Genomic DNA, 18,127 nt, shown 5'->3' with positions numbered 1-18,127 from the left:
ATCATGAGCCCGACGCCCGCATTGCCGCCATCCCGCCGAAGCGCGCCCAGGACGAGCTTCGGTCGCGTCAGCGTCGGCGTCTATGGCCGCGTCATGCTGTCCATCGCCGAAGGCCCCTTCGACGCCGAGCTGATGGCCGCCACGCAGCGCGCCATCGCCCTGGCCGGCAAGCGGTTGCCGGTTGACCGGCGCTTCGGCGACCTGCTGGAGATCCGCGGCAGCATGCAGATGGACGGCGACGCGCTGGCGCAGCTGCGCGCCAGCATCGACAGCTTTGCGTCGCGCGGCATCGTCGCCCTGTCCACCGTCTTCCTGGTGCGCCCCGGCATCCCGGGCATCGAGCGCCTGCCCGCGCTGATGGACATCTGGCGCGCCAGCCGCCCGGTGCGCCGCGCCGACAGCTTCGACGCCGCCTGGGCCCTGGTCAACGCCGACCTGATCGCGGCGGGGTTGCCGCCGCAAGAGCCGCCGGCCCGCGCCTGAACGGCGTCAGGCCAGCGCCAGCGCCACCGCGGCAGCCTGCGCCGCGTCGTGAAGGACGGCGCCTGCGGGAGCATCTGCGACGGGCGCGGGGCTCACCGCCAGTCGTGCCGGTTCGGGCATCAGCAGGCCGGGCGCGACCGGCGCACCCAGCATCGGCAGGCCGTCTGCCGTCCAGTCGAAACGCTGGGCGCGCACGCTCCGCCGCGACCAGCCGCCGCCGGAGCGGTCGATGGCGTGATAGACGATCCAGTCCTCGCTGCCATCGGGTGACTTGACGAAGCTGTTGTGTCCGGGGCCGAACACGCCGTGCTCGGGCTGCGCCGCGAAGACCGGCGTGGGGCTTTTGTGCCAGGAGGCCGCCGACAGGATGTCGCCGCCGTCATGGCGCAGCAGTCCCACGGCGTAATGGTCGGTCCAGCTGGCGCTGGCCGAGTAGGTGATGAACAGGCCGCTGTCACCGTAGAGGACAGCCGGGCCCTCCAGCAGCGGCGCGCCCTGGCATTCCCAGGCCAGGTCCGGCGCAGCGATCTCGTGGCGTTCGCCGCTGATCGTCCATGGGTTGCTCATCGCCGCGATGTAGAGCACCTGCGGGAAGCCATCGTCGTCGTCGCGCCAGCCCGACCAGACAAAGTACAGCTCGCCAGCGCTCTCGACCGCGATGCCGTCGATGGCCCAGCGGTCCGTGGGGTCGGTGATCTGGCCCTTGAAGACGTATTCGCCTTGCGGATCGTCGGTCTTGGCCTCCAGCACGTACATGCGGTGGTTGCGGTTGTCGCCGTCGCTGGCGGCGAAATAGATGTACCAGCGGCCGCGCACGAACTGCAGCTCGGGGGCCCAGATCTCGGCGCTCCAGCGCGTGCCGGCCTCGGGCTCGAACACGCTGACCATCTCGGCCTGGCCGATGTCCTGCAAGCGCTCGGCGCGCGCCACGCCGAGGAAGCGGTCATCGACGCTGCGGCAGTAGTAGTAGTGCCCGTTGGCATGCACCACTGATGGATCGGCCGACCCCGCGGGCACCGCCGGGGCGACGATGGGGTTGGCGAAATGGCCAGTTGACTCGGCACCGCCAGGCAGGCGCAATTCGTTCGCCGCGCTGGGGTCGGCAAGGACCAGCGCGGCCTGCGCGGGCCGGCGCCGGCGCGACTGTGAGATGACTTGGGGGTGCATGGCGAACCGAGGTGCAAATCCAGGCCCGCAGCATCGCCGCAGCCGACGCCGGCGAATGTTGAAGAGTGCCGCAATCCAGGCCCCCGTTGCGCGGCTGGCATCGCCGACGGCTTGGTCGTGAACTCCGTTACGCCGCGCGGCCCATCGCCTCAGCGTCCGCGCAGACCTCCACCCGCGCGGCCACCGCCAGCGCTGACCGCACCGCGCTTTCCAGCAGCGGCACACCGGCTTCGGCGTAGGAGCCGCACCACCACACGCGGCGGCCGGGCTGCGCATGCAGTTGCTGCAGCGCGGCCAACGCCGCAGCACTGCCGGCGTCGACCAGCGGGCGCTCGAAGCGGGCGTGGCCGATGACGCTGTCATCCCGCGGCGAGCGCTGCGGCATCACGGTCTGGAACAGCGGCGCAGCGTGGCGCAGTGCCGGCTGCACCCGGTTGATCCAGATGGTGCTTTCGGGTTGCGCGTGTTCGGCGCAGACACGGGCGTTCACCGGTGACCAGTCGGCACGGCGCTGCGGCATCAGCGCGGTGTCGCGGTGCATCAACACCTCCAGCGCGCGGTAGTGGAAGGCGGCCAGCGCCGCGACCTCGTCTGGCGCCGCGTCGGCCAGCAAGGCCAGGGCCTGGTTGGCCTGGGTGGCGAAGACGACTTGGTCGAAGACCTCTTCACCTGCGGCGCTCTGCACCATCACCTGGCCATTGCGGCGCCGCACGGCCACCACGCCGGCGCTGCATTGCACGCGGGCGATGCCGGCCAGCAGCTTGGCGGCCACCGCGTCGGCACCGTCGCGCGCACGGTGCACGCTCTGGCGTCCCACGCCGGCGGTGGCGTAGCCGGCGACCACGGCAGCGGGGTAGGCGCGGGCGTCGGCCGTGCTGCAGGTGCCGATGGTGGCGATGGCTGGCAGCAGCAGGCCGTCGACGAAGTCGGGGGCGATGCGCTCGGCGGCGACGAACTCGCCGATGCTCACGCCGCCAAGCTGCCCGGCAGCCTGCGCCGCGCGCGCCCGGGCCTGGAAGCGCAGCGCGCCCTGCGCGATGCGCCAGCCGCGCGCGCTGGCGACGTCCTGCGGCAGCACATAGGGCAACGACCAGCCCCCCAGGCGCGCATTGCGCCAGCGGAAATAGGCGCGTCCGTCAGCGCCGCTGAAGGTGGTGGCGTAGTCGACCGGCTCGGTGGACACGCCAAGCTCGGCATACAGCCGCGTCAACGTCGGGTAGTAGCCAGGGTAGAAGACGCGCAGCGGCACGTCGACGCGCAGGCCCGCGGCGGCGCCGTCAAGCGCCACCGAGCTGGCGACGAAGCCGGGCATCGCGTGGCGTTCGAACAGCGTCACCGCGTGGCGCCGCGACAGCTGCCACGCGGCCACCAAGCCGGCGATGCCGCCCCCGATGACGGCGATGTTCATGGCGGCAGGTTAGCCGGTGCCGTTGCGATCAGGCGGCGGCGAATGGCCACGCACGTTGCGCGGGCCGCAGCTGCTCCCACAGCGCACCCAGCGCCAGCACGCCGGCATCGTCGAAACGGCGGCCGGCAATTTGCAGGCCGATGGGAAGCCCGGCAGCCGTGAAGCCGGCGTTGATCGACAGCGCCGGTTGCTCGCTCATGTTGAACGGCAGCGTGAAGGCGATGTGCTCGAAAGGCCGCGCCGGGTCGTGCAGCGGGCTGGCGAGATGGGCCGGGTAGGCGGGCATGGCTGAAACCGGCGACAGCACGAAGTCGAACGGCTCGCAGGCGGCGTTGGCCGCCTCGCGCAGCGCCTGCATCTGGCTGTAGCCACGAAAGACCGTGCCGCCGTCGTAGCCGGCCGCGGGGGCCACCCAGTCGAGGATGTAGGGCAAGACCTCGGCGCGCTTCTCGGGCGACAACGCCGAGATGTCGAGCCAGGAGCGCATGCGCCAGAAAGCGTCGATACCGTCGGCCATCTCGCGCGTCGTGAAAGGCGCCAGCGGCTCGACGATGACGCCGGCCTGCTCGAAGGTGCGCGCCGCGGCAATGACGGCGGCCTGCACTTCTCGCTCCACGGCCTCGCCCCAGCCGGCGTCGAGCATCAGGCCGATGCGCAAGCCGCGCAGCGCAAGCGCCCGGGGTCGAACCGATTGCGGCGGCAGCTGCGTGGGGTCACGCGCATCCGGCTGGGCCAGCACGGCCAGCATCAGCGCGCTGTCGGCTACCGTGCGCGTCAGCGGTCCGGCGACCCGGCCGGCATAGCCGGGTTTGATAGGCACCCGACCATGGCTGGGCTTGAGCCCGACAAGGCCGCACCAACCGGCCGGCAACCGGATGGAGCCGCCGATGTCGGTGCCCAGGTGCAGCGGCCCATAACCCGCCGCCGCAGCGGCAGCGGCACCGGCACTGGACCCGCCCGGCGTCAGCGCGGTGTCCCAGGGGTTGCGCGCCGGCTCGGCGTAGAGGCTGGACAGGCCCGAGCTGAGCATGCCGTAGTCCGGCATCGTCGTACGGGCCCAGGCAATCGCGCCGGCCTCGCGCAATCGGGCGGCCGGCGGCGCCTCGAAATCGGCTCGCGCGTCGTTGGCCGTCGCCGCGGTGCCGAGGCGGTAGCTGGCGCCGGGCACGGCGATGTTCTCCTTGAGCGTCACCGGCACGCCGTCCAGCATCAGTGCGCTGCCGTTGCGCCAACGCGCCTCGCTCGCGCGGGCGGCGGCCATGGCGCCTTCGGCGTCAACGGCGCTAAGCGCATGCAGCTCACCCTCGCGGGCGTCGGCATGCGCGAGCACCGCCTGCATGACTTCGACCGGCGACAGCTCGCGTGATCGAAAGGCGTCCAGCAGCTCGGCCGCACCGAGGCCGGCGATCACTTCTTCAATTGCTGAGCGGCCTTCAGCATCGCGTCGATGTGGCCGTCGGGGTTCATGCTGGCGTGCACGGCGGCGATCTTGCCGTTGGGCGCGATCAGGTAGGAGACGCGGTCGGCCATCGTGCCGGGCACCATCTTCAGCGCGACGTCGTAGTCCTTGATGACCTTGCCGCCGGCATCCGCCGCAACGGCGAACTTGCTGCGGCAGGCCTCGACGCTGAACTTCTTCAGCGTCTCGATGTCGTCGTTGGACATGCCGATGACGGTGGCGCCCACGGCAGCGAACTTGTCGGTCGCCTCGGCGAACTGGTGGGCCTCGACCGTGCAGCCGCTGGTGAAGGCCTTGGGATAGAAGTACAGCACCACCGGGCCCTTCTTGAGGGCGTCGGCGAGCTTGAACTTGAAAGGCTGGCCACCGACGGCGGCATCGGTGCTGAAGTCCGGGGCCGGCGCGCCGACGCTGAGCGCGGCCTGGGCGGTAGGGATGAGCAGAGCCGCGAACAGGGCGGTGAACAGACGTCGTGACATGGCGGACCTCGGGTGACGGAAGGCGCAGGATAGCCAAGCCCCGAAGGCCCAGTGAGCCGATGGGTCAGAGCGCGCGTAACAACCCGTCGGCCAGCCAGCGCTGCAGCGCGCCGATGACGGCGGGCGCGGCGGCCTCGGTGTCGCCCAGCTCGGTGGCGGCGCGTTCGCAAAGCAGCGCGAAAGGAGCGCCCTCGGCCACTGCAGCCAGCAGCGCGGCCTCCAGGGGCGCCAGCGACCGCCAGCGGGTTTCGCCCGCCTGGCGCCACGCCAGCAGCGTGTGCGGGTGGGGCGCGGGCTCCGGCAAATCGGGTTGCTCATCGCCCGACGCCGGCACCCATTCGCGCAGCAAGCGCCAGGCGGGCTCGATGGCATGGGCCAGGGCCACGCGCTGCACGCCGGGCTGCAGGTGCAGCACCAGGCCTGCCCAGTCGTCCGGGTTCAGCGCGGCGAGCGTTGCGGGGTCGAGCAGCGGCGCATCGGCCGCATCGAAGGCGCCGCGCAGCGCCCAGTCCATGGCCGCGAAGTCGATCAGGCTGGCATGGGGCACGAGTTCGTCGCTCGCCGTGGCCATGAAATCCGCCAGCTCATGGCCGAACCAGCGGATGGACGGGTGGCGGCTGGGATGCGCGGCGATGTAGGCCTGGGCCAGCGCGTCGAAGGCCTCATCGCCCAGCGCGCGCGCCAGCACCGTGTAGTTGTCGGCCAGCGCCTCGGCCAGCCGCGCGCGGTAGGCGTGGCGGTAGACCTGGAGGCCGGTCGCGAAGTCGCCGGCCAGCAGCCCGGCCGGGTCGGCGCCATCGCGGATGGCGGCGGCGAGCAGCTGCTGTTGCGCGATGACGCTCATGACACGGCAGTTGCCAGGCGGCGCGCGGTGGCCAGTTCGCCGAGCAGCTCGGCCAGCGGCGGGATGTGGTCGTCGCGCTCGATCATGGTCGGCACTCGGCCGAAGCGCTGCAACGCGTGCTGGTAGAGCGACCAGACCTCGTCGCGCACCGGGTGGTCATGGGTGTCGATGACGATGTCGCCGCGGTCTTCGTGGCCGGCCAGGTGGATCTGGCGCACGGGCTCGACGGGAATCGCGTCCAGGTAGGCGACGGGGTCAAAGCCGTGGTTGCGGCCCGAGACATAGACGTTGTTGACATCCAGCAGCAGCTCGGCGCCGGTGGCCTTCAGCAACTGGGCGATGAAGTCCCACTCCGTCATCTCGTCGGCGGCGAATCGCACATAGCTGGACACGTTCTCCAGCACGAGTGGCCGGCCGAGGATGTCCTGCACCTGGGCAATGCGGCCACCGACGTGGTCCAGCGCCGCGCGCGTCAGCGGCACCGGCAGCAGGTCGTGCAGCTGGCTGTGAGCGTCGGCGCTCCAGCAGAGGTGGTCGGACACCCAGCCGGGCTCCAGGCGGTCGGCCAGGGCTTTCAACTCGCGCAGATAGCCGAGGTCCAGCGGCGCCGGCCCGGCAACGGACAACGACACGCCATGCATGACCAACGGATAGTCGGCGCGGATGCGCTCCAGATGCGCCAACGGCGGGCCGCCGGGCACCATGTAGTTCTCGGAAATGATCTCCAGCCAGTCGGGCCGCTCGCCGGCATCGACACCGGCCTCGAAGGCGGCGTAGTGCTCGACGCGCAAGCCGAGGCCAAAGCCTTGGATTCGGGTCATAGAAGGAAGACTAAACGGCGCGGCGCCGCAGGCGTCGCGCCTCATCCAGCGGCAGCCGTGGAACTGGCTCTGCCAGGCCACTGGCTGCGCCCCCTTGAGGGGGAGGCGCGTGAGCGCCTCGGGGGTGGGCTACTTCTCTACCTTGCCGCCGGCCTTGGTGCATTCCTCGGCGGTCTTCTTGCTGACCCAGCCCTGGCCCTTGCAGCCGTTCTGGCCCTTGCAGCCGCTCTTGGCGGTCTTGCATTCCGAGCTGCCCTTGCAGCCGTTGACGCCGGAGCACTTGACCATGCCATCGGCGGCCATCGCGGTGGTGGGCACGGCGGTGGCAAACAGCGCGGCAGCGGCGGCAGCGATGCCCAGGCCGGTCTTCATGGATGCGTTCATGGGGAGTCTCCTGAAAAGGAAGTGGTTGAGATCGGTCATCGCCACAAGTCGATCCCGGTGCTTCGACATCGACTTGCCGGCATCCGTCGGGGGCCTCGCCCAAAATCTTCAGCCGACGGTTGGATTCTGATTACCTACCGTTATGGCTGCAATGGCGCGTGGCATTCGTCATGTCGCTGTGCCAGCCGCTAGAGTCCGGCAGCTTGCCGCCACCTCGTCCCATGCTGAAAACCGAAACACCGAGCACCCGTCATCCCGACCTGGACACATACGCCACGCCGGCCTTGCTGGATGCGTTCATTGCCGACCAGACTGCCGCCGTCGCTGCCGTCCAGGCGGCCGCGCCCCAGCTGGCCGCCGCGGTGGATGCCGCGCTGCCGCGCATCCGCGCTGGTGGGCGACTGCTGTATGCCGGTGCAGGCACGTCGGGGCGGCTGGGCGTGCTGGACAGCGTGGAGCTGTATCCGACCTTCTCCTGGCCGCGCGAGCGGGCAATGGCCGTCATTGCCGGTGGCCAGGGCGCGATGTTCGTCGCCGTCGAAGGTGCCGAGGATGACCGCGCCCAGGGCGCCGCCGACCTGGCCGCACTCAACCCCGGCCCCAACGACGTGGCCCTGCTGCTGGCCGCCAGCGGCGGCACGCCCTATGTGCTGGGCGCCATCGAGGCCGCGCGTGCAGCAGGTGCGCTGACCATCGGTTTCGCCAACAACCCCGGCGCGCCCGTCACCGAGCAGGCCGAGATCGGCATCACGCTGGACACCGGCCCCGAGGTCATCTCGGGCAGCACACGGCTCAAGGCCGGCACGTCGCAGAAGATTGCGCTGAACACCTTCTCGTCGGCGCTGATGGTGCGGCTCAACAAGGTCTACGGCAACCTGATGGTGGACCTGAAAGCGACCAACGTGAAACTGGTCAGGCGCGCCGTGGCGTTGACCGTGCGCGCCAGTGGCGCCAGCGAGGCGGACGCGCAGGCCGCTCTTGCGCAATGCGACCACCATGTGAAGACGGCGCTGGTGATGCTCAAGCGGGGTGTCGGCGCCGACGCGGCGCGCCAGCTGCTCGATGCAGCCGACGGCAACGTCGGCAAAGCGCTCGCCGCGTGAGCGCTCAACGATCCCCCTGGGCGTGGATCCCCACGCTCTACTTCGGGCAGGGCATCCCCTACGTCGTCGTCATGACGCTGTCGGTGGTGCTCTACAAGAACCTGGGCATCTCCAACACCGACATCGCGCTCTACACCAGCTGGCTCTACCTGCCCTGGGTCATCAAGCCGCTGTGGTCGCCGCTGGCCGAGTTGTTCGGCACCAAGCGCAGCTGGGTCGTCGTGCTGCAGTTCTTCGTCGGCGCGGCACTGGCGGGCGTGGCGCTGACCATTCCCACCGACAAGGTCTTCCAACTGTCGCTGGCGGTGTTCTGGCTGATGGCCTTCGCCTCGGCATCGCACGACATCGCCGCTGACGGCTACTACATGCTGGCCCTGCCGCAGCACAGCCAGGCCGCCTTCGTCGGCGTGCGCTCGACCTTCTACCGGCTGGCCAACATCGGCGGCCAGGGCGGCCTGGTCTACCTGGCCGGTGAGCTGACCGAGCGCAGCGGCAGCGTCGTCGAGGCCTGGACCACCGTGTTCTGGCTGATGGGCGGCCTCTTCGTCGTGCTGGCGCTGTGGCATGCACTGGTGCTGCCGCGGCCGGCGGCGGATGTGCGGGGCCCGGGCCGCGGCGCGGCGCATGGCCTGGCCAGTGAGTTCTTCGCCGTCTTCGCCAGCTTCTTCAAGAAGCCCGGCATCGCCGTCGTGCTGGGCTTCCTGCTGCTCTACCGCTTCCCCGAGGCACAGCTGCTCAAGCTCGCTTCGCCCTTCCTGCTCGACCCGGTCGAGCAGGGCGGCCTGGGCCTGTCCACCAAGCAGGTGGGCATCGCCTACGGCACCGTGGGCCTGACGGCGCTGACCCTGGGCGGCCTGTACGGCGGCTGGGTCATCTCCCGCATCGGCCTCAAGCGTGCGCTGTGGCCGCTGGTGCTGGCCATGCATGTGCCCAATGTCGCCTTCCTGCTGCTGGCCATGGCCCACCCGACCAGCCTGGTCGTCATCAGCGCGGCGCTTGCCGTCGAACAGTTCGGTTATGGCCTGGGCTTCACGGCCTATCTGATGTACATGATCCATGTGGCCGACGGGCCGCAGAAGACCGCCCACTATGCGATCTGCACCGGCTTCATGGCGCTCGGCATGATGATCCCGGGCATGTGGAGCGGCTGGCTGCAGGACCAGGTCGGCTACGTGCCCTTCTTCGCCTGGGTGCTGATCGCCACGGTCCCCAGCTTCATCATGACCGCGCTGATCAAGGTGCCGGACGGATTCGGGAAGAAGGCCGAGTGAAGGACCGCATCCTCAGCCTCGACGCCTTCCGCGGCTTCGCCATCGCCGCGATGCTGCTCGTCAACAACCCCGGCGACTGGGGCAACGTCTACGCGCCGCTGCTGCATGCCCCATGGCATGGCTGGACGTTCACCGACTGGGTCTTCCCCTTCTTCGTCTTCATCAGCGGCATGGCGATGACGATCAGCCTGGCGCGCCGCGCCCAGGCGGGGGCAGACAAGACGGCCCTGCTGCTCGCCACCTCCCGCCGAGCCCTGGTCATCATCGGCATCGGCGTGTTGCTCAACCTGATCCCGAGCTTCGACTTCCAAACCGTGCGCATCCCGGGCGTGTTGCAGCGCCTGGGCCTGTGCACGCTGGCCGCGGCGCCCATCGTCATCTGGTGCGGCGTGCGCGGCGTGGCGGTCTGGGCCTTGGTGCTGATGGCCATCTACTCGGCGGTGCAGCTGCTGCTGCCGGTGCCGGATGCGAACGGCATCGTCCACACCGGCGTGCTGGAGCCAGGCAAGGACGCCGGCGCTTGGGTTGACCGCCTGCTGATGGACGGCCACTTGTGGCGACAGGCCAAGACCTGGGACCCCGAGGGCCTGCTGTCGACGCTGCCTGCCGTGTCGTCGCAGCTGCTCGGCGTGCTGGCCGGCTATGTGCTGGCGTCAAAGAAGCAGCCGGCCGACAAGGCCATGACCTGGATGCTGGCCGGCCTGGCCGCGCTGTGGATCGGGCAGGTGCTGGACGCCTGGCTGATGCCGATCAACAAGTCGCTGTGGACGCCGTCCTTCGTCTTCGCGATGGCGGGTTGGGCCTGCATCGTCTTCGCCGTCTTCTACTGGCTGCTGGACGCTGCGCCACAGCCGCTGGCGCGTGCGCGCTGGGCCCGGTTGCTGCATCCCCTCGTCGTCTTCGGCATGAACGCGCTGTTCCTGTTCGTGCTGTCCGGCTTCGTCGCCAAGATGCTCGGCGTCATCAAGTTCGGCGACGGCCGAACGCTGGGCCGCGCGCTCTACCAGCCCATCGTCGACCTGGGCCTGGCGCCCAAGAACGCCTCGCTGCTGCATGCCCTGGCCTTCGTGCTGGTCATGTATGCCATCGCCTGGGTGATGTACCGAAAACACTGGTTCGTGAAAGTGTGAATCCATGAAACGCCGCGACCTGCTCAGCCTCGCCTCTGTTCCCCTGCTGGCCGCCTGCGCGACGCCGCCCACGCCGCCCACAGCGCCTTCGCCCACCGACGCCGCGCTGGCCGCCTCGTCGCAGGCGCCCGGTGCCGCCGGCAAGCTGCCGCCACCGCCGCCGCGCGAATGGCGCGCCGCATGGATCGCGACCGTCGCCAACATCGACTGGCCCAGCAAGCCGGGCCTCAGCGCCGAGGCGCAGCAGGCCGAGATCAAGTCGTTGTGCGACACCGCCGTCAACATCGGCCTGAACGCGTTGATCCTGCAGGTGCGCACCAGCGCCGATGCGCTGTACGAATCGAAGCTGGAGCCGTGGAGCGAGTACCTGACCGGCACCCAGGGCCAGCATCCCGGCTACGACCCGCTGGCCGTCTGGCTGGCCGAATGCCGGCTGCGCGGGCTGGAGCTGCATGCCTGGATCAACCCCTATCGCGCACGCCACAGTTCGGCCAAGTCCGAGCTGGCTTCGACGCACATCGGCCGCAGCCGTGACTGGGTCAAGCGCTATGGCGACCAGCTCTGGATGGACCCGGGCGACCCCGCCGCCGCCGAACAGACGCTGGCAGTCGTGCGCGACATCCTGAGCCGCTATGCCGTCGACGGCATCCACATCGACGACTACTTCTACCCCTACCCGATCACGGACCCTGCCACCAAGCTTGAAGTGGACTTCCCCGACGAGCCAAGCTGGCAGCGCTACACGGCCAAGGGCGGCTCCCTGGGCCGCCACGACTGGCGGCGCTACAGCGTCAACACCCTCGTGCAGCGCATGTATGTGCTGGCGCATGAGGTGCGCCCCGGCACGCGCGTGGGCATCAGCCCCTTCGGCCTGCCAAAGCCCGACATGCGGCCGGCCGGCATTGCCGGTTTCAGCCAGTACGACAAGCTGTATGCCGACGTCGAGCTGTGGCTGCGTGAGGGCTGGATGGACTATCTGGCGCCCCAGCTCTACTGGCCGCGCGCGCAAACCGCCCAGGCCTTCGAGCCGCTGCTGCAGGCCTGGCGCGCGCTGAACCCGCTGGGCCGGCCCATCCACCCGGGCCTGTTCACCAGCCGCATCAACGACACGCCGCAGAGCTGGCTGCCCGACGAGGTGGTGGCGCAGATCGACGCGGTCCGGCGCCTGTCACCGGGCAGCGGCCACATCCACTTCAGCATGGCCGCCCTGTCGCAGAACCGCAAGGGCATTGCCGACGCGCTGCGCAGCCAAAGCTACGCGGCGCGCTGAAGGTAGGCCACAACGCGCTCAGAACGTCGACGACTGGCGGAACATCTTCAACTCGTAGCCGCGGTCGCCCGTCGAGAACATCTGCGTGGAGCTGCCCTTCACGCGCAGGTAGACGGCCATGGTCTTGCCCGATGTATTGAAGTAGTTCACCTCGGGCTTGCCGTTGACCATGCTGGCCGTGCGCAGCAGCTTGCCGGTCGCGTCCAGCAGTTCGAGGGTGGCGCTGAAGTTGAAGTCGAAGGACAGCGCCGTGATATTGGCGCTCAGCCCCATGCCGTTGACCAAGTTGAGCGAGAAGACATCCACTTTCTCGGGGTAGGCGGCCTGCAGCGTACCGATCACGCGTGCCGGGAAGACGTTCATGTACTGCGCCGAGGCCAGCGTGTCGTTGGGCTCGCGCTCGGTGCGGAAGCCCTTGGCAGCGATGACCGACGCCTCGGCGTCGACGATGCCGCTGCCACAGCCACTGCAGCTGCCGGGGAAGGCGCGCGCGGTGGACTTCATCAGATAGGCCGTGTCGGCGGCCGACATCAGCGCATTGCTGGCCAGCATCAGCGCGGCCACGCCGGCCACATGGGGTGCCGCCATCGACGTGCCCCGCAGGCCGGCCGTGGCGTCCGCCACGGGGCCCATCGTGCCGCTGTTGGACAGCGACAGCACATTGCCGTTGGCGGCGTCGCCGCCCGGCGCGGCGATGTCAACCTTGCTGCCGAAGTTCGAGTAATTGGCGCGCGCACCGGGGCGGTTGGTGGCGGCCACGGCCAGCACGCCGTTGCAGTTGGCGGGCGCCTGCTCGGCCACGTCCTGGTTGTCGTTGCCGGCCGCCACGACGATGAGGGCGCCCTTGCCGCGGGCGTAGTTGATGGCGTCCTGGTAGGTGCTGCCGCAGCTGTACTCGCCGCCCAGCGAGAGGTTGAGGATCATGGCTGGGTTGACGTTCTTGGGGATGCTGCCGACCGTGCCGCCCACGGCCCAGACGATGCCGTCGGCCACGTCGGACTCGGCGCCGCCGCACTTGCCGAGCACGCGCACCGGCACGATCTTGGCCTTGGGCGCCACGCCGCTGATGCCGGCGGCGTTGTTGCCCACGGCCGCGATGGTGCCGGCCACGTGGGTGCCATGCCAGTTGCTGGCCTTGGCATCCGAGAACCAGCCGCACTCGCCAGCGGCCACGCCGTTGCCCGGGTCACTGGCGTCGCTGTCGCGACCGCCGCCGTCACCGGCGCGGTCGGTGTCGGCGATCAGGTCATAGCCCGGCAGCAGGTTGGCCACCAGGTCGGCATGAGGACGCACGCCGGTGTCCAGCACCGCCACGCGCTGGCCAAAGCCCTGGCTGAGGTCCCAGGCCCGGTCGGCACGGATGCCGCCGGTGGCGCTCCACATGTCCCACTGGCTGTTGAAGTTCGTGTCGTTGGGCGTCAGGCTGGGCTGCACGACGTGGTCGATCTCGACAGACTCGATGCTGGCGTCGGACGCCTGGATGTCACGCGCCAGCATGGCCAGGTCGCGTGCCGGCACGCGCTGCGCAAGGCGGATGACGCGGCGACCGAAGGCGCTCTCGCGGTCGAAGGCCACGCGCTGGCCGCGCGCCTCGCTCATGGCGCGAAAGCCCTGCAGCGCCGCCTTGGCGGCCACCGGCGAACGCGCACCGTCCTTGAACTTGATGATCAGGCCAGCCGCCTGCGGCTCCGGCCGGGCCGGCGTCTGGCTGGAGGCCGGGTTCATGACGCTGAACAGGGCGGCGGCGATGAAGCTGAGGGCGAAGGGCTGGCGGATCGAATGCATGGAAAGGGTCTCCGTTTCAAAGAACCCTCAATGTCGGCAGCGCCGGTTGCAGTGCCGCTTCAGGCCCGGGCTTGATTGGTTTCGTTTGTTGCCACGACCCACCCCTAGCTTGCGCAGCAACTGGCCGCTGTCATGCCGGTTTCATCGCAGTTGCCTAGCGTGCGGGCTTGCCCACCGAACCGGAGACATTCCCATGCGCCGCCTCCTCACCCGCCTTGCGCTGATCGCGCTGGCCGCCGCCGCCCTGCCCGCACAGGCCAACCGTGACCATGACGACGACCGCCGCCGCAACGACGGCGGCATCGCCAGCGTGCAGCTCGGCCCGCGCCCCTTCTTCCTGGCCAACGAGATGAGCGAAGGCCCGCTGAAGAAGCGCCTGCAGCATTGCGCCGCGCATCGCGAGAACTTCAAGCCGACGCTGTTCTCCATCGGCCACCGCGGCGCGCCGCTGCAGTTCCCCGAGCACACCCAGGAGAGCTACGAAGCCGCCGCCCGCAGCGGCGCCGGCATCGTCGAGTGCGACGTGACCTTCACCAAGGACAAGGAACTCGTCTGCCGCCATGCGCAGAACGACCTGCACACGACGACCAACATCCTGGCCACGCCGCTGGCGAGCAAGTGCGTCAAGCCCTTCACGCCGGCCGTCTTCGACGCCGCCGGCACGCTGGTCGCGCCGGCCGCCGCCGAGTGCCGCACCAGCGAGCTGACGCTGGCCGAGTTCAAGACCCTGCGCGGCAAGATGGACGCCTTCAACCCGCGTGGCCGCACCGTCGCCGAGTACATGGCCGGCACGGCCAACTGGCGCACCGACATCAATGCCGGCCCGACCAGCGGCACGCTGCTGACGCTGAAGGAATCCATCGCGCTGTTCAAGAAGCTCGACGTCAAGATGACGCCCGAGTTGAAGTCGCCCAGCGTGGTCATGCCCTTCGATGGCTTCACGCAGGCCGCCTATGCACAGAAGATGATCGACGAGCACAAGGCCGCCGGCGTCTCGCCGCGCGACCTGTGGCCGCAAAGCTTCGACATCAACGACGTGCTGTACTGGGTCAAGAACGAGCCCGCCTACGGCCGCCAGGCCGTCTACCTGGACGACGCCAACGTCGTGGCCGACCTGCCCAGCGCGGCGGAGCTCAAGGCCTATCGCGCCCAGGGCATCCGCATCGTCGCGCCGCCGCTGTTCGCGCTGCTGACGGCCGACACCAGCGGCAACATCCTGCCGTCTCAGTACGCCCGCAACGCCAAGGCCGCCGGCCTCGACATCATCACGTGGACGCTGGAGCGCAGCGGCATCCTGGCCGACGGCGGCAACGGCTTCTACTTCCAAACCTTCGACACCGCCATCAAGCGTGAAGGCGATGTCTACCGCGTGCTGGACGTGCTGGCCCAGGACATCGGCGTGCTTGGCGTGTTCTCGGACTGGCCGGCCACGACGTCGTTCTACGCCAACTGCATGGGTCAGAAATAGCCCACCCCCTACGCGCTTCGCGCGCCCCCTCAAGGGGGCTGAGCCCGGACACAAACAGTCCTGAGGACTGTTTGTGCTTGGCGAAGGACAAGGCCTCTGGCCTTGGCAACCACCAGTGGACCGGCAGAGCCGGATCCACGGTGGTCGCTGGCGGGGCCGCAGGCTGCGCCGCGGGTCAAGTCCAACCCATCGGAAGCTTGGCGACCATCAGGTGGTAGCTGCCGCGCAAGCCCGCCTCCTCGAAGCCACACGCGGCGTACATGCGCCGCGCCGGGTTCTCGGGGTGCACGGTCAGCGCCACCTGCGCATGGCCGGCCTGCCAGGCGGCCTCCAGCGCCGCCCGCATCAGCGCCTGGCCGATGCCCCGGCGCTGGAAGGCCGGCCACAGCCCGATGCCGAGCTGCGGCGTGGCTGCGTCCACCGAGGCCAGGCCCACGCCCTCGGGCAGCAGGCGCATCCAGCAGGCGCCGGCGTCCACGCCGTCATGCACGGCGACCAGACCGATGTCGCCCGGGCGCCCCCAGGCTTCGGCATAGATGCGCACCCCAGGGTGTTCCAACACCTCGCGGGGGCGCAGTGGCGCAGGCGGTGGGTCCCACAGCGCGATGTGAAGCCAGTCCCACAGCGTGGACTGGTCTTGCGGAAACAAGGGTCTGAAGCTCAGCATGGCCGCAAGCCTAGTTTGGTCACCGAGCGGCGTCAGTGGTCATGCTGCGGCGCACCGACCTCATCCCGGCGGCAGGGATGGCCCGCCCTGCATCCCGGGGGGTGACCCCAAGTCCTTGGGGTGGGCGCTGCGCGCCACCCGGTCGCCCAATGGCTGACCCGTCTTCGGAGAACCCCATGCGCCGCATCCTCATTGCCCTCGCCCTGTCCGCCGCCGGCATGGCCCAGGCTGCCACCGTCTCGGTCTTCAACAACCTGGCCGCCTGGGAGGCCGCCATCAGCGGCTCTGCGCAGCTGCAGGACTTCTCCGGCTACGCCAACGGCACCGACCTGACAGGTGTGGACGTGCTGCCGGGCGTCACGCTCAGCAGCAATATCGGTCCGGTGGAAGTGTTCGGCGCGTCCAAGACCGCCGCCGCCTTCGGCCCGGCGCGCCAGGCCGGCAACGGCTATTTCGAAGCCCAGTACGCGCTGCCCTTCCTGGCCGCCGCACTCGACATCGTCAGCTTCGAGTCCATCCCCGGTGATGGCAGCACCGCGGTCGACCAGGGCCTGCTGTCCTTCCTGTTCAGCGACGGCACGACGCGCGACCTGGCCATCTCGGGCGGTGACGGCTCGCCGATCTTCATCGGCATCGTGTCTGACTCGGTCATCACGTCTTTCCGCTGGACCGAGGCCCACGAGGCCAACGGCGTCAACGAGGAAAGCGCCCTGGATAACCTGCGCGTCGCCATGCGCGGGCCCAACCAGTTGCCCCTGCCCGGCTCGCTGCCGCTCGTGATGCTGGCCCTGGCGGCGGTGCCGATGGCACGGCGCCGCCGCTGAAGCTGCGGCCGGCCCGCGCCGGCCGCTTGCGCTGCCGTCAGAAAAAGCCCAGCGCGTTCGGGCTGTAGCTGACCAGCAGGTTCTTGGTCTGCTGGTAGCCGTCCAGCATGCCCTTGTGCGTCTCGCGGCCGATGCCCGATTCCTTGTAGCCGCCGAAGGCCGCGTGCGCCGGGTAGGCGTGATAGCAGTTGGTCCACACGCGCCCCGCCTGGATGCCGCGGCCCAGCCGGTAGGCACGGCTGCCGTCGCGCGTCCACACGCCGGCGCCCAGGCCGTAGGGCGTGTCGTTGGCGATCTGCAGCGCCTCGGCCTCGGTCTTGAAGGTCGTCACGGCCAGTACCGGGCCAAAGATCTCCTCGCGGAAGATGCGCATCTGGTTGTGGCCCTGGAACAGCGTCGGTTGGATGTAGTAGCCGCCCGCCAGGTCGCCGCCCAGCTGTGCGCGCTCGCCGCCGATCAGCACCTTGGCACCTTCCTCCTTGCCCAGCGCCAGGTAGGTCTGGATCTTGTCCATCTGCATGGCCGAGGCCTGCGCGCCCATCATGGTGTCGGTGTCCAGCGGGTTGCCCTGCTTGATGGCCGCCACGCGCTTGACGGCGCGTTCCATGAACTGGTCGAACATGCCTTCCTGGATCAGCGCGCGGCTCGGGCAGGTGCAGACCTCGCCCTGGTTGAACGCGAACAGCACCAGGCCCTCGATGGCCTTGTCGAGGAAGGCGTCGTCCTCGGCCATCACGTCGTCGAAGAACAGGTTGGGGCTCTTGCCGCCCAGTTCCAGCGTGGCCGGGATCAGGTTGGCGGCCGCCGCCTGCGCAATCTGCTTGCCCGTGACGGTGCTGCCCGTGAACGCGATCTTGGCGATGCGCTTGCTGGTGGACAGCGGCGTGCCGGCCTCCTTGCCGTAGCCGTTGACGATGTTCAGCACGCCCGGCGGCAGCAGGTCGGCAATCAGCTCGGCGAACAGCAGGATGCCGATGGGCGTGCTTTCCGCCGGCTTGAGCACCACGCAGTTGCCGGCGCCTAAAGCGGGCGCCAGCTTCCACGCCGCCATCAACAGCGGGAAGTTCCACGGGATGATCTGGCCGACCACGCCCAGCGGCTCCTGGAAGTGATACGCGATGGTGTGGCCATCGATCTCGCTCAGCGCGCCCTCCTGCGCCCGCACGCAGCCGGCGAAGTAGCGAAAGTGGTCCACGCACAGCGGCAGGTCGGCATTCAGCGTCTCGCGGATGGGCTTGCCGTTGTCCACCGTCTCGGCGTAGGCCAGCAGCTCCAGGTTCTGCTCGATGCGGTCGGCAATGCGCAGCAGCACATTCGCCCGCTCGGCCGGCGGCGTGGCGCCCCAGCCGGCCGCGGCGGCATGCGCCGCGTCCAGCGCCAGCTCGACGTCGCGGGCGTTTGAGCGCGCGGCCTGGGTGTAGACCCGGCCGTTGATCGGCGAGATCACGTCGAAATACTGGCCCTCGACCGGCGGCTGGAACTTGCCGCCGATGAAGTTGTCGTAGCGGGGCTTGTAGGCGATCTTGGCGCCGGCGGCGCCGGGTGGGGCGTAAACGGTCATGGG

General features: G+C 69.5%; 17 protein-coding genes. 7 read left to right on the top strand and 10 right to left on the bottom strand.

What is annotated here, in order from left to right; all coding sequences use genetic code 11:
- Positions 1-3 precede the first annotated feature (3 nt).
- Entirely contained in the window at positions 4-483 is a 480-nt protein-coding gene (locus ASC81_RS15200) for a hypothetical protein (RefSeq protein WP_056268727.1), read from the top strand.
- 6 nt (positions 484-489) lie between these two features.
- Here ASC81_RS15200 and ASC81_RS15195 read toward each other — a convergent pair whose 3' ends face one another.
- The 7 genes from ASC81_RS15195 to ASC81_RS15165 form a co-directional block, all read right to left on the bottom strand.
- Positions 490-1,650, bottom strand: a complete 1,161-nt coding sequence (locus tag ASC81_RS15195; RefSeq protein ID WP_056268726.1) for a family 43 glycosylhydrolase — start codon at positions 1,648-1,650, stop codon at positions 490-492.
- Between the two features lie 127 nt (positions 1,651-1,777).
- Positions 1,778-3,058, bottom strand: a complete 1,281-nt coding sequence (locus ASC81_RS15190; RefSeq protein WP_056268724.1) for an FAD-dependent oxidoreductase — start codon at positions 3,056-3,058, stop codon at positions 1,778-1,780.
- A gap of 28 nt (positions 3,059-3,086) precedes the next feature.
- Positions 3,087-4,466, bottom strand: a complete 1,380-nt coding sequence (locus ASC81_RS15185; RefSeq protein WP_156392168.1) for an amidase — start codon at positions 4,464-4,466, stop codon at positions 3,087-3,089.
- A complete protein-coding gene (locus tag ASC81_RS15180; RefSeq protein ID WP_056268721.1) occupies positions 4,466-4,996 on the bottom strand; it encodes a peroxiredoxin in 531 nt (176 codons plus the stop codon). Before ASC81_RS15180 ends, ASC81_RS15185 begins: the two co-directional genes overlap by 1 nt.
- A 64-nt stretch (positions 4,997-5,060) precedes the next feature.
- Positions 5,061-5,840 carry a DNA-binding domain-containing protein gene (locus tag ASC81_RS15175; protein WP_056268719.1) on the bottom strand — a complete coding sequence of 260 codons (780 nt, stop codon included), beginning with the start codon at positions 5,838-5,840 and terminating at the stop codon, positions 5,061-5,063.
- Positions 5,837-6,661 carry a DUF692 domain-containing protein gene (locus ASC81_RS15170; protein ID WP_056268718.1) on the bottom strand — a complete coding sequence of 275 codons (825 nt, stop codon included), beginning with the start codon at positions 6,659-6,661 and terminating at the stop codon, positions 5,837-5,839. Before ASC81_RS15170 ends, ASC81_RS15175 begins: the two co-directional genes overlap by 4 nt.
- A 129-nt stretch (positions 6,662-6,790) precedes the next feature.
- Entirely contained in the window at positions 6,791-7,045 is a 255-nt protein-coding gene (locus ASC81_RS15165; protein WP_056268715.1) for a hypothetical protein, read from the bottom strand.
- A 221-nt stretch (positions 7,046-7,266) separates the two neighbouring features.
- On the opposite strand from ASC81_RS15165, the gene ASC81_RS15160 reads away from it, so the two are divergent.
- Genes ASC81_RS15160 through ASC81_RS15145 form a run of 4 tightly spaced genes read left to right on the top strand, consistent with a single transcriptional unit; the run spans position 7,267 to position 11,819 of the window.
- The gene (locus tag ASC81_RS15160; RefSeq protein ID WP_056268714.1) at positions 7,267-8,148 is read left to right on the top strand and encodes an N-acetylmuramic acid 6-phosphate etherase; all 882 of its coding nucleotides are present in this window, start codon (positions 7,267-7,269) and stop codon (positions 8,146-8,148) included.
- Entirely contained in the window at positions 8,145-9,419 is a 1,275-nt protein-coding gene (locus tag ASC81_RS15155) for an MFS transporter (RefSeq protein ID WP_056268711.1), read from the top strand. Before ASC81_RS15160 ends, ASC81_RS15155 begins: the two co-directional genes overlap by 4 nt.
- Positions 9,416-10,549 (top strand): acyltransferase family protein, encoded by a 1,134-nt coding sequence (locus ASC81_RS15150; protein WP_056268710.1) that lies wholly within the window; start codon positions 9,416-9,418, stop codon positions 10,547-10,549. The genes ASC81_RS15155 and ASC81_RS15150 overlap by 4 nt, the downstream gene beginning before the upstream one ends.
- A 4-nt stretch (positions 10,550-10,553) precedes the next feature.
- Positions 10,554-11,819 (top strand): glycoside hydrolase family 10 protein, encoded by a 1,266-nt coding sequence (locus ASC81_RS15145; RefSeq protein WP_056268708.1) that lies wholly within the window; start codon positions 10,554-10,556, stop codon positions 11,817-11,819.
- 18 nt (positions 11,820-11,837) lie between these two features.
- Here the strand turns inward: ASC81_RS15145 and ASC81_RS15140 are convergent, their stop codons facing one another.
- Positions 11,838-13,604 (bottom strand): S8 family peptidase, encoded by a 1,767-nt coding sequence (locus ASC81_RS15140; RefSeq protein WP_056268706.1) that lies wholly within the window; start codon positions 13,602-13,604, stop codon positions 11,838-11,840.
- 193 nt (positions 13,605-13,797) lie between these two features.
- On the opposite strand from ASC81_RS15140, the gene ASC81_RS15135 reads away from it, so the two are divergent.
- Complete coding sequence (locus ASC81_RS15135; protein ID WP_056268704.1) at positions 13,798-15,072, top strand: glycerophosphodiester phosphodiesterase family protein; 1,275 nt, start codon at positions 13,798-13,800, stop codon at positions 15,070-15,072.
- 175 nt (positions 15,073-15,247) lie between these two features.
- On the opposite strand, the gene ASC81_RS15130 is transcribed toward ASC81_RS15135, so the two are convergent.
- Positions 15,248-15,739 carry a GNAT family N-acetyltransferase gene (locus ASC81_RS15130; protein ID WP_056268703.1) on the bottom strand — a complete coding sequence of 164 codons (492 nt, stop codon included), beginning with the start codon at positions 15,737-15,739 and terminating at the stop codon, positions 15,248-15,250.
- 176 nt (positions 15,740-15,915) lie between these two features.
- Here ASC81_RS15130 and ASC81_RS15125 point away from each other — a divergent pair, with 176 nt between their 5' ends.
- Positions 15,916-16,563, top strand: a complete 648-nt coding sequence (locus ASC81_RS15125) for a hypothetical protein (RefSeq protein WP_056268701.1) — start codon at positions 15,916-15,918, stop codon at positions 16,561-16,563.
- Positions 16,564-16,600: 37 nt separating this feature from the next.
- Here ASC81_RS15125 and ASC81_RS15120 read toward each other — a convergent pair whose 3' ends face one another.
- A complete protein-coding gene (locus ASC81_RS15120; RefSeq protein ID WP_056269079.1) occupies positions 16,601-18,124 on the bottom strand; it encodes an aldehyde dehydrogenase family protein in 1,524 nt (507 codons plus the stop codon).
- Positions 18,125-18,127: the final 3 nt, after the last annotated feature.

Source organism: Pelomonas sp. Root405, assembly GCF_001425165.1.
Taxonomy (GTDB): Bacteria; Pseudomonadota; Gammaproteobacteria; order Burkholderiales; family Burkholderiaceae_C; genus Pelomonas.
This window is presented reverse-complemented; position numbering and strand designations above follow the sequence as displayed.

Bases quoted from the DNA above. Each gene is read 5' to 3' on its own strand.
- ASC81_RS15200 (WP_056268727.1), top strand. From the start codon at position 4: ATGAGCCCGACGCCCGCATTGCCGCCATCCCGCCGAAGCGCGCCCAGG.
- ASC81_RS15195 (WP_056268726.1), bottom strand. From the start codon at position 1,650: ATGCACCCCCAAGTCATCTCACAGTCGCGCCGGCGCCGGCCCGCGCAG.
- ASC81_RS15190 (WP_056268724.1), bottom strand. From the start codon at position 3,058: ATGAACATCGCCGTCATCGGGGGCGGCATCGCCGGCTTGGTGGCCGCG.
- ASC81_RS15180 (WP_056268721.1), bottom strand. From the start codon at position 4,996: ATGTCACGACGTCTGTTCACCGCCCTGTTCGCGGCTCTGCTCATCCCT.
- ASC81_RS15175 (WP_056268719.1), bottom strand. From the start codon at position 5,840: ATGAGCGTCATCGCGCAACAGCAGCTGCTCGCCGCCGCCATCCGCGAT.
- ASC81_RS15170 (WP_056268718.1), bottom strand. From the start codon at position 6,661: ATGACCCGAATCCAAGGCTTTGGCCTCGGCTTGCGCGTCGAGCACTAC.
- ASC81_RS15165 (WP_056268715.1), bottom strand. From the start codon at position 7,045: ATGAACGCATCCATGAAGACCGGCCTGGGCATCGCTGCCGCCGCTGCC.
- ASC81_RS15160 (WP_056268714.1), top strand. From the start codon at position 7,267: ATGCTGAAAACCGAAACACCGAGCACCCGTCATCCCGACCTGGACACA.
- ASC81_RS15145 (WP_056268708.1), top strand. From the start codon at position 10,554: ATGAAACGCCGCGACCTGCTCAGCCTCGCCTCTGTTCCCCTGCTGGCC.
- ASC81_RS15140 (WP_056268706.1), bottom strand. From the start codon at position 13,604: ATGCATTCGATCCGCCAGCCCTTCGCCCTCAGCTTCATCGCCGCCGCC.
- ASC81_RS15135 (WP_056268704.1), top strand. From the start codon at position 13,798: ATGCGCCGCCTCCTCACCCGCCTTGCGCTGATCGCGCTGGCCGCCGCC.
- ASC81_RS15130 (WP_056268703.1), bottom strand. From the start codon at position 15,739: ATGCTGAGCTTCAGACCCTTGTTTCCGCAAGACCAGTCCACGCTGTGG.
- ASC81_RS15125 (WP_056268701.1), top strand. From the start codon at position 15,916: ATGCGCCGCATCCTCATTGCCCTCGCCCTGTCCGCCGCCGGCATGGCC.
- ASC81_RS15120 (WP_056269079.1), bottom strand. From the start codon at position 18,124: ATGACCGTTTACGCCCCACCCGGCGCCGCCGGCGCCAAGATCGCCTAC.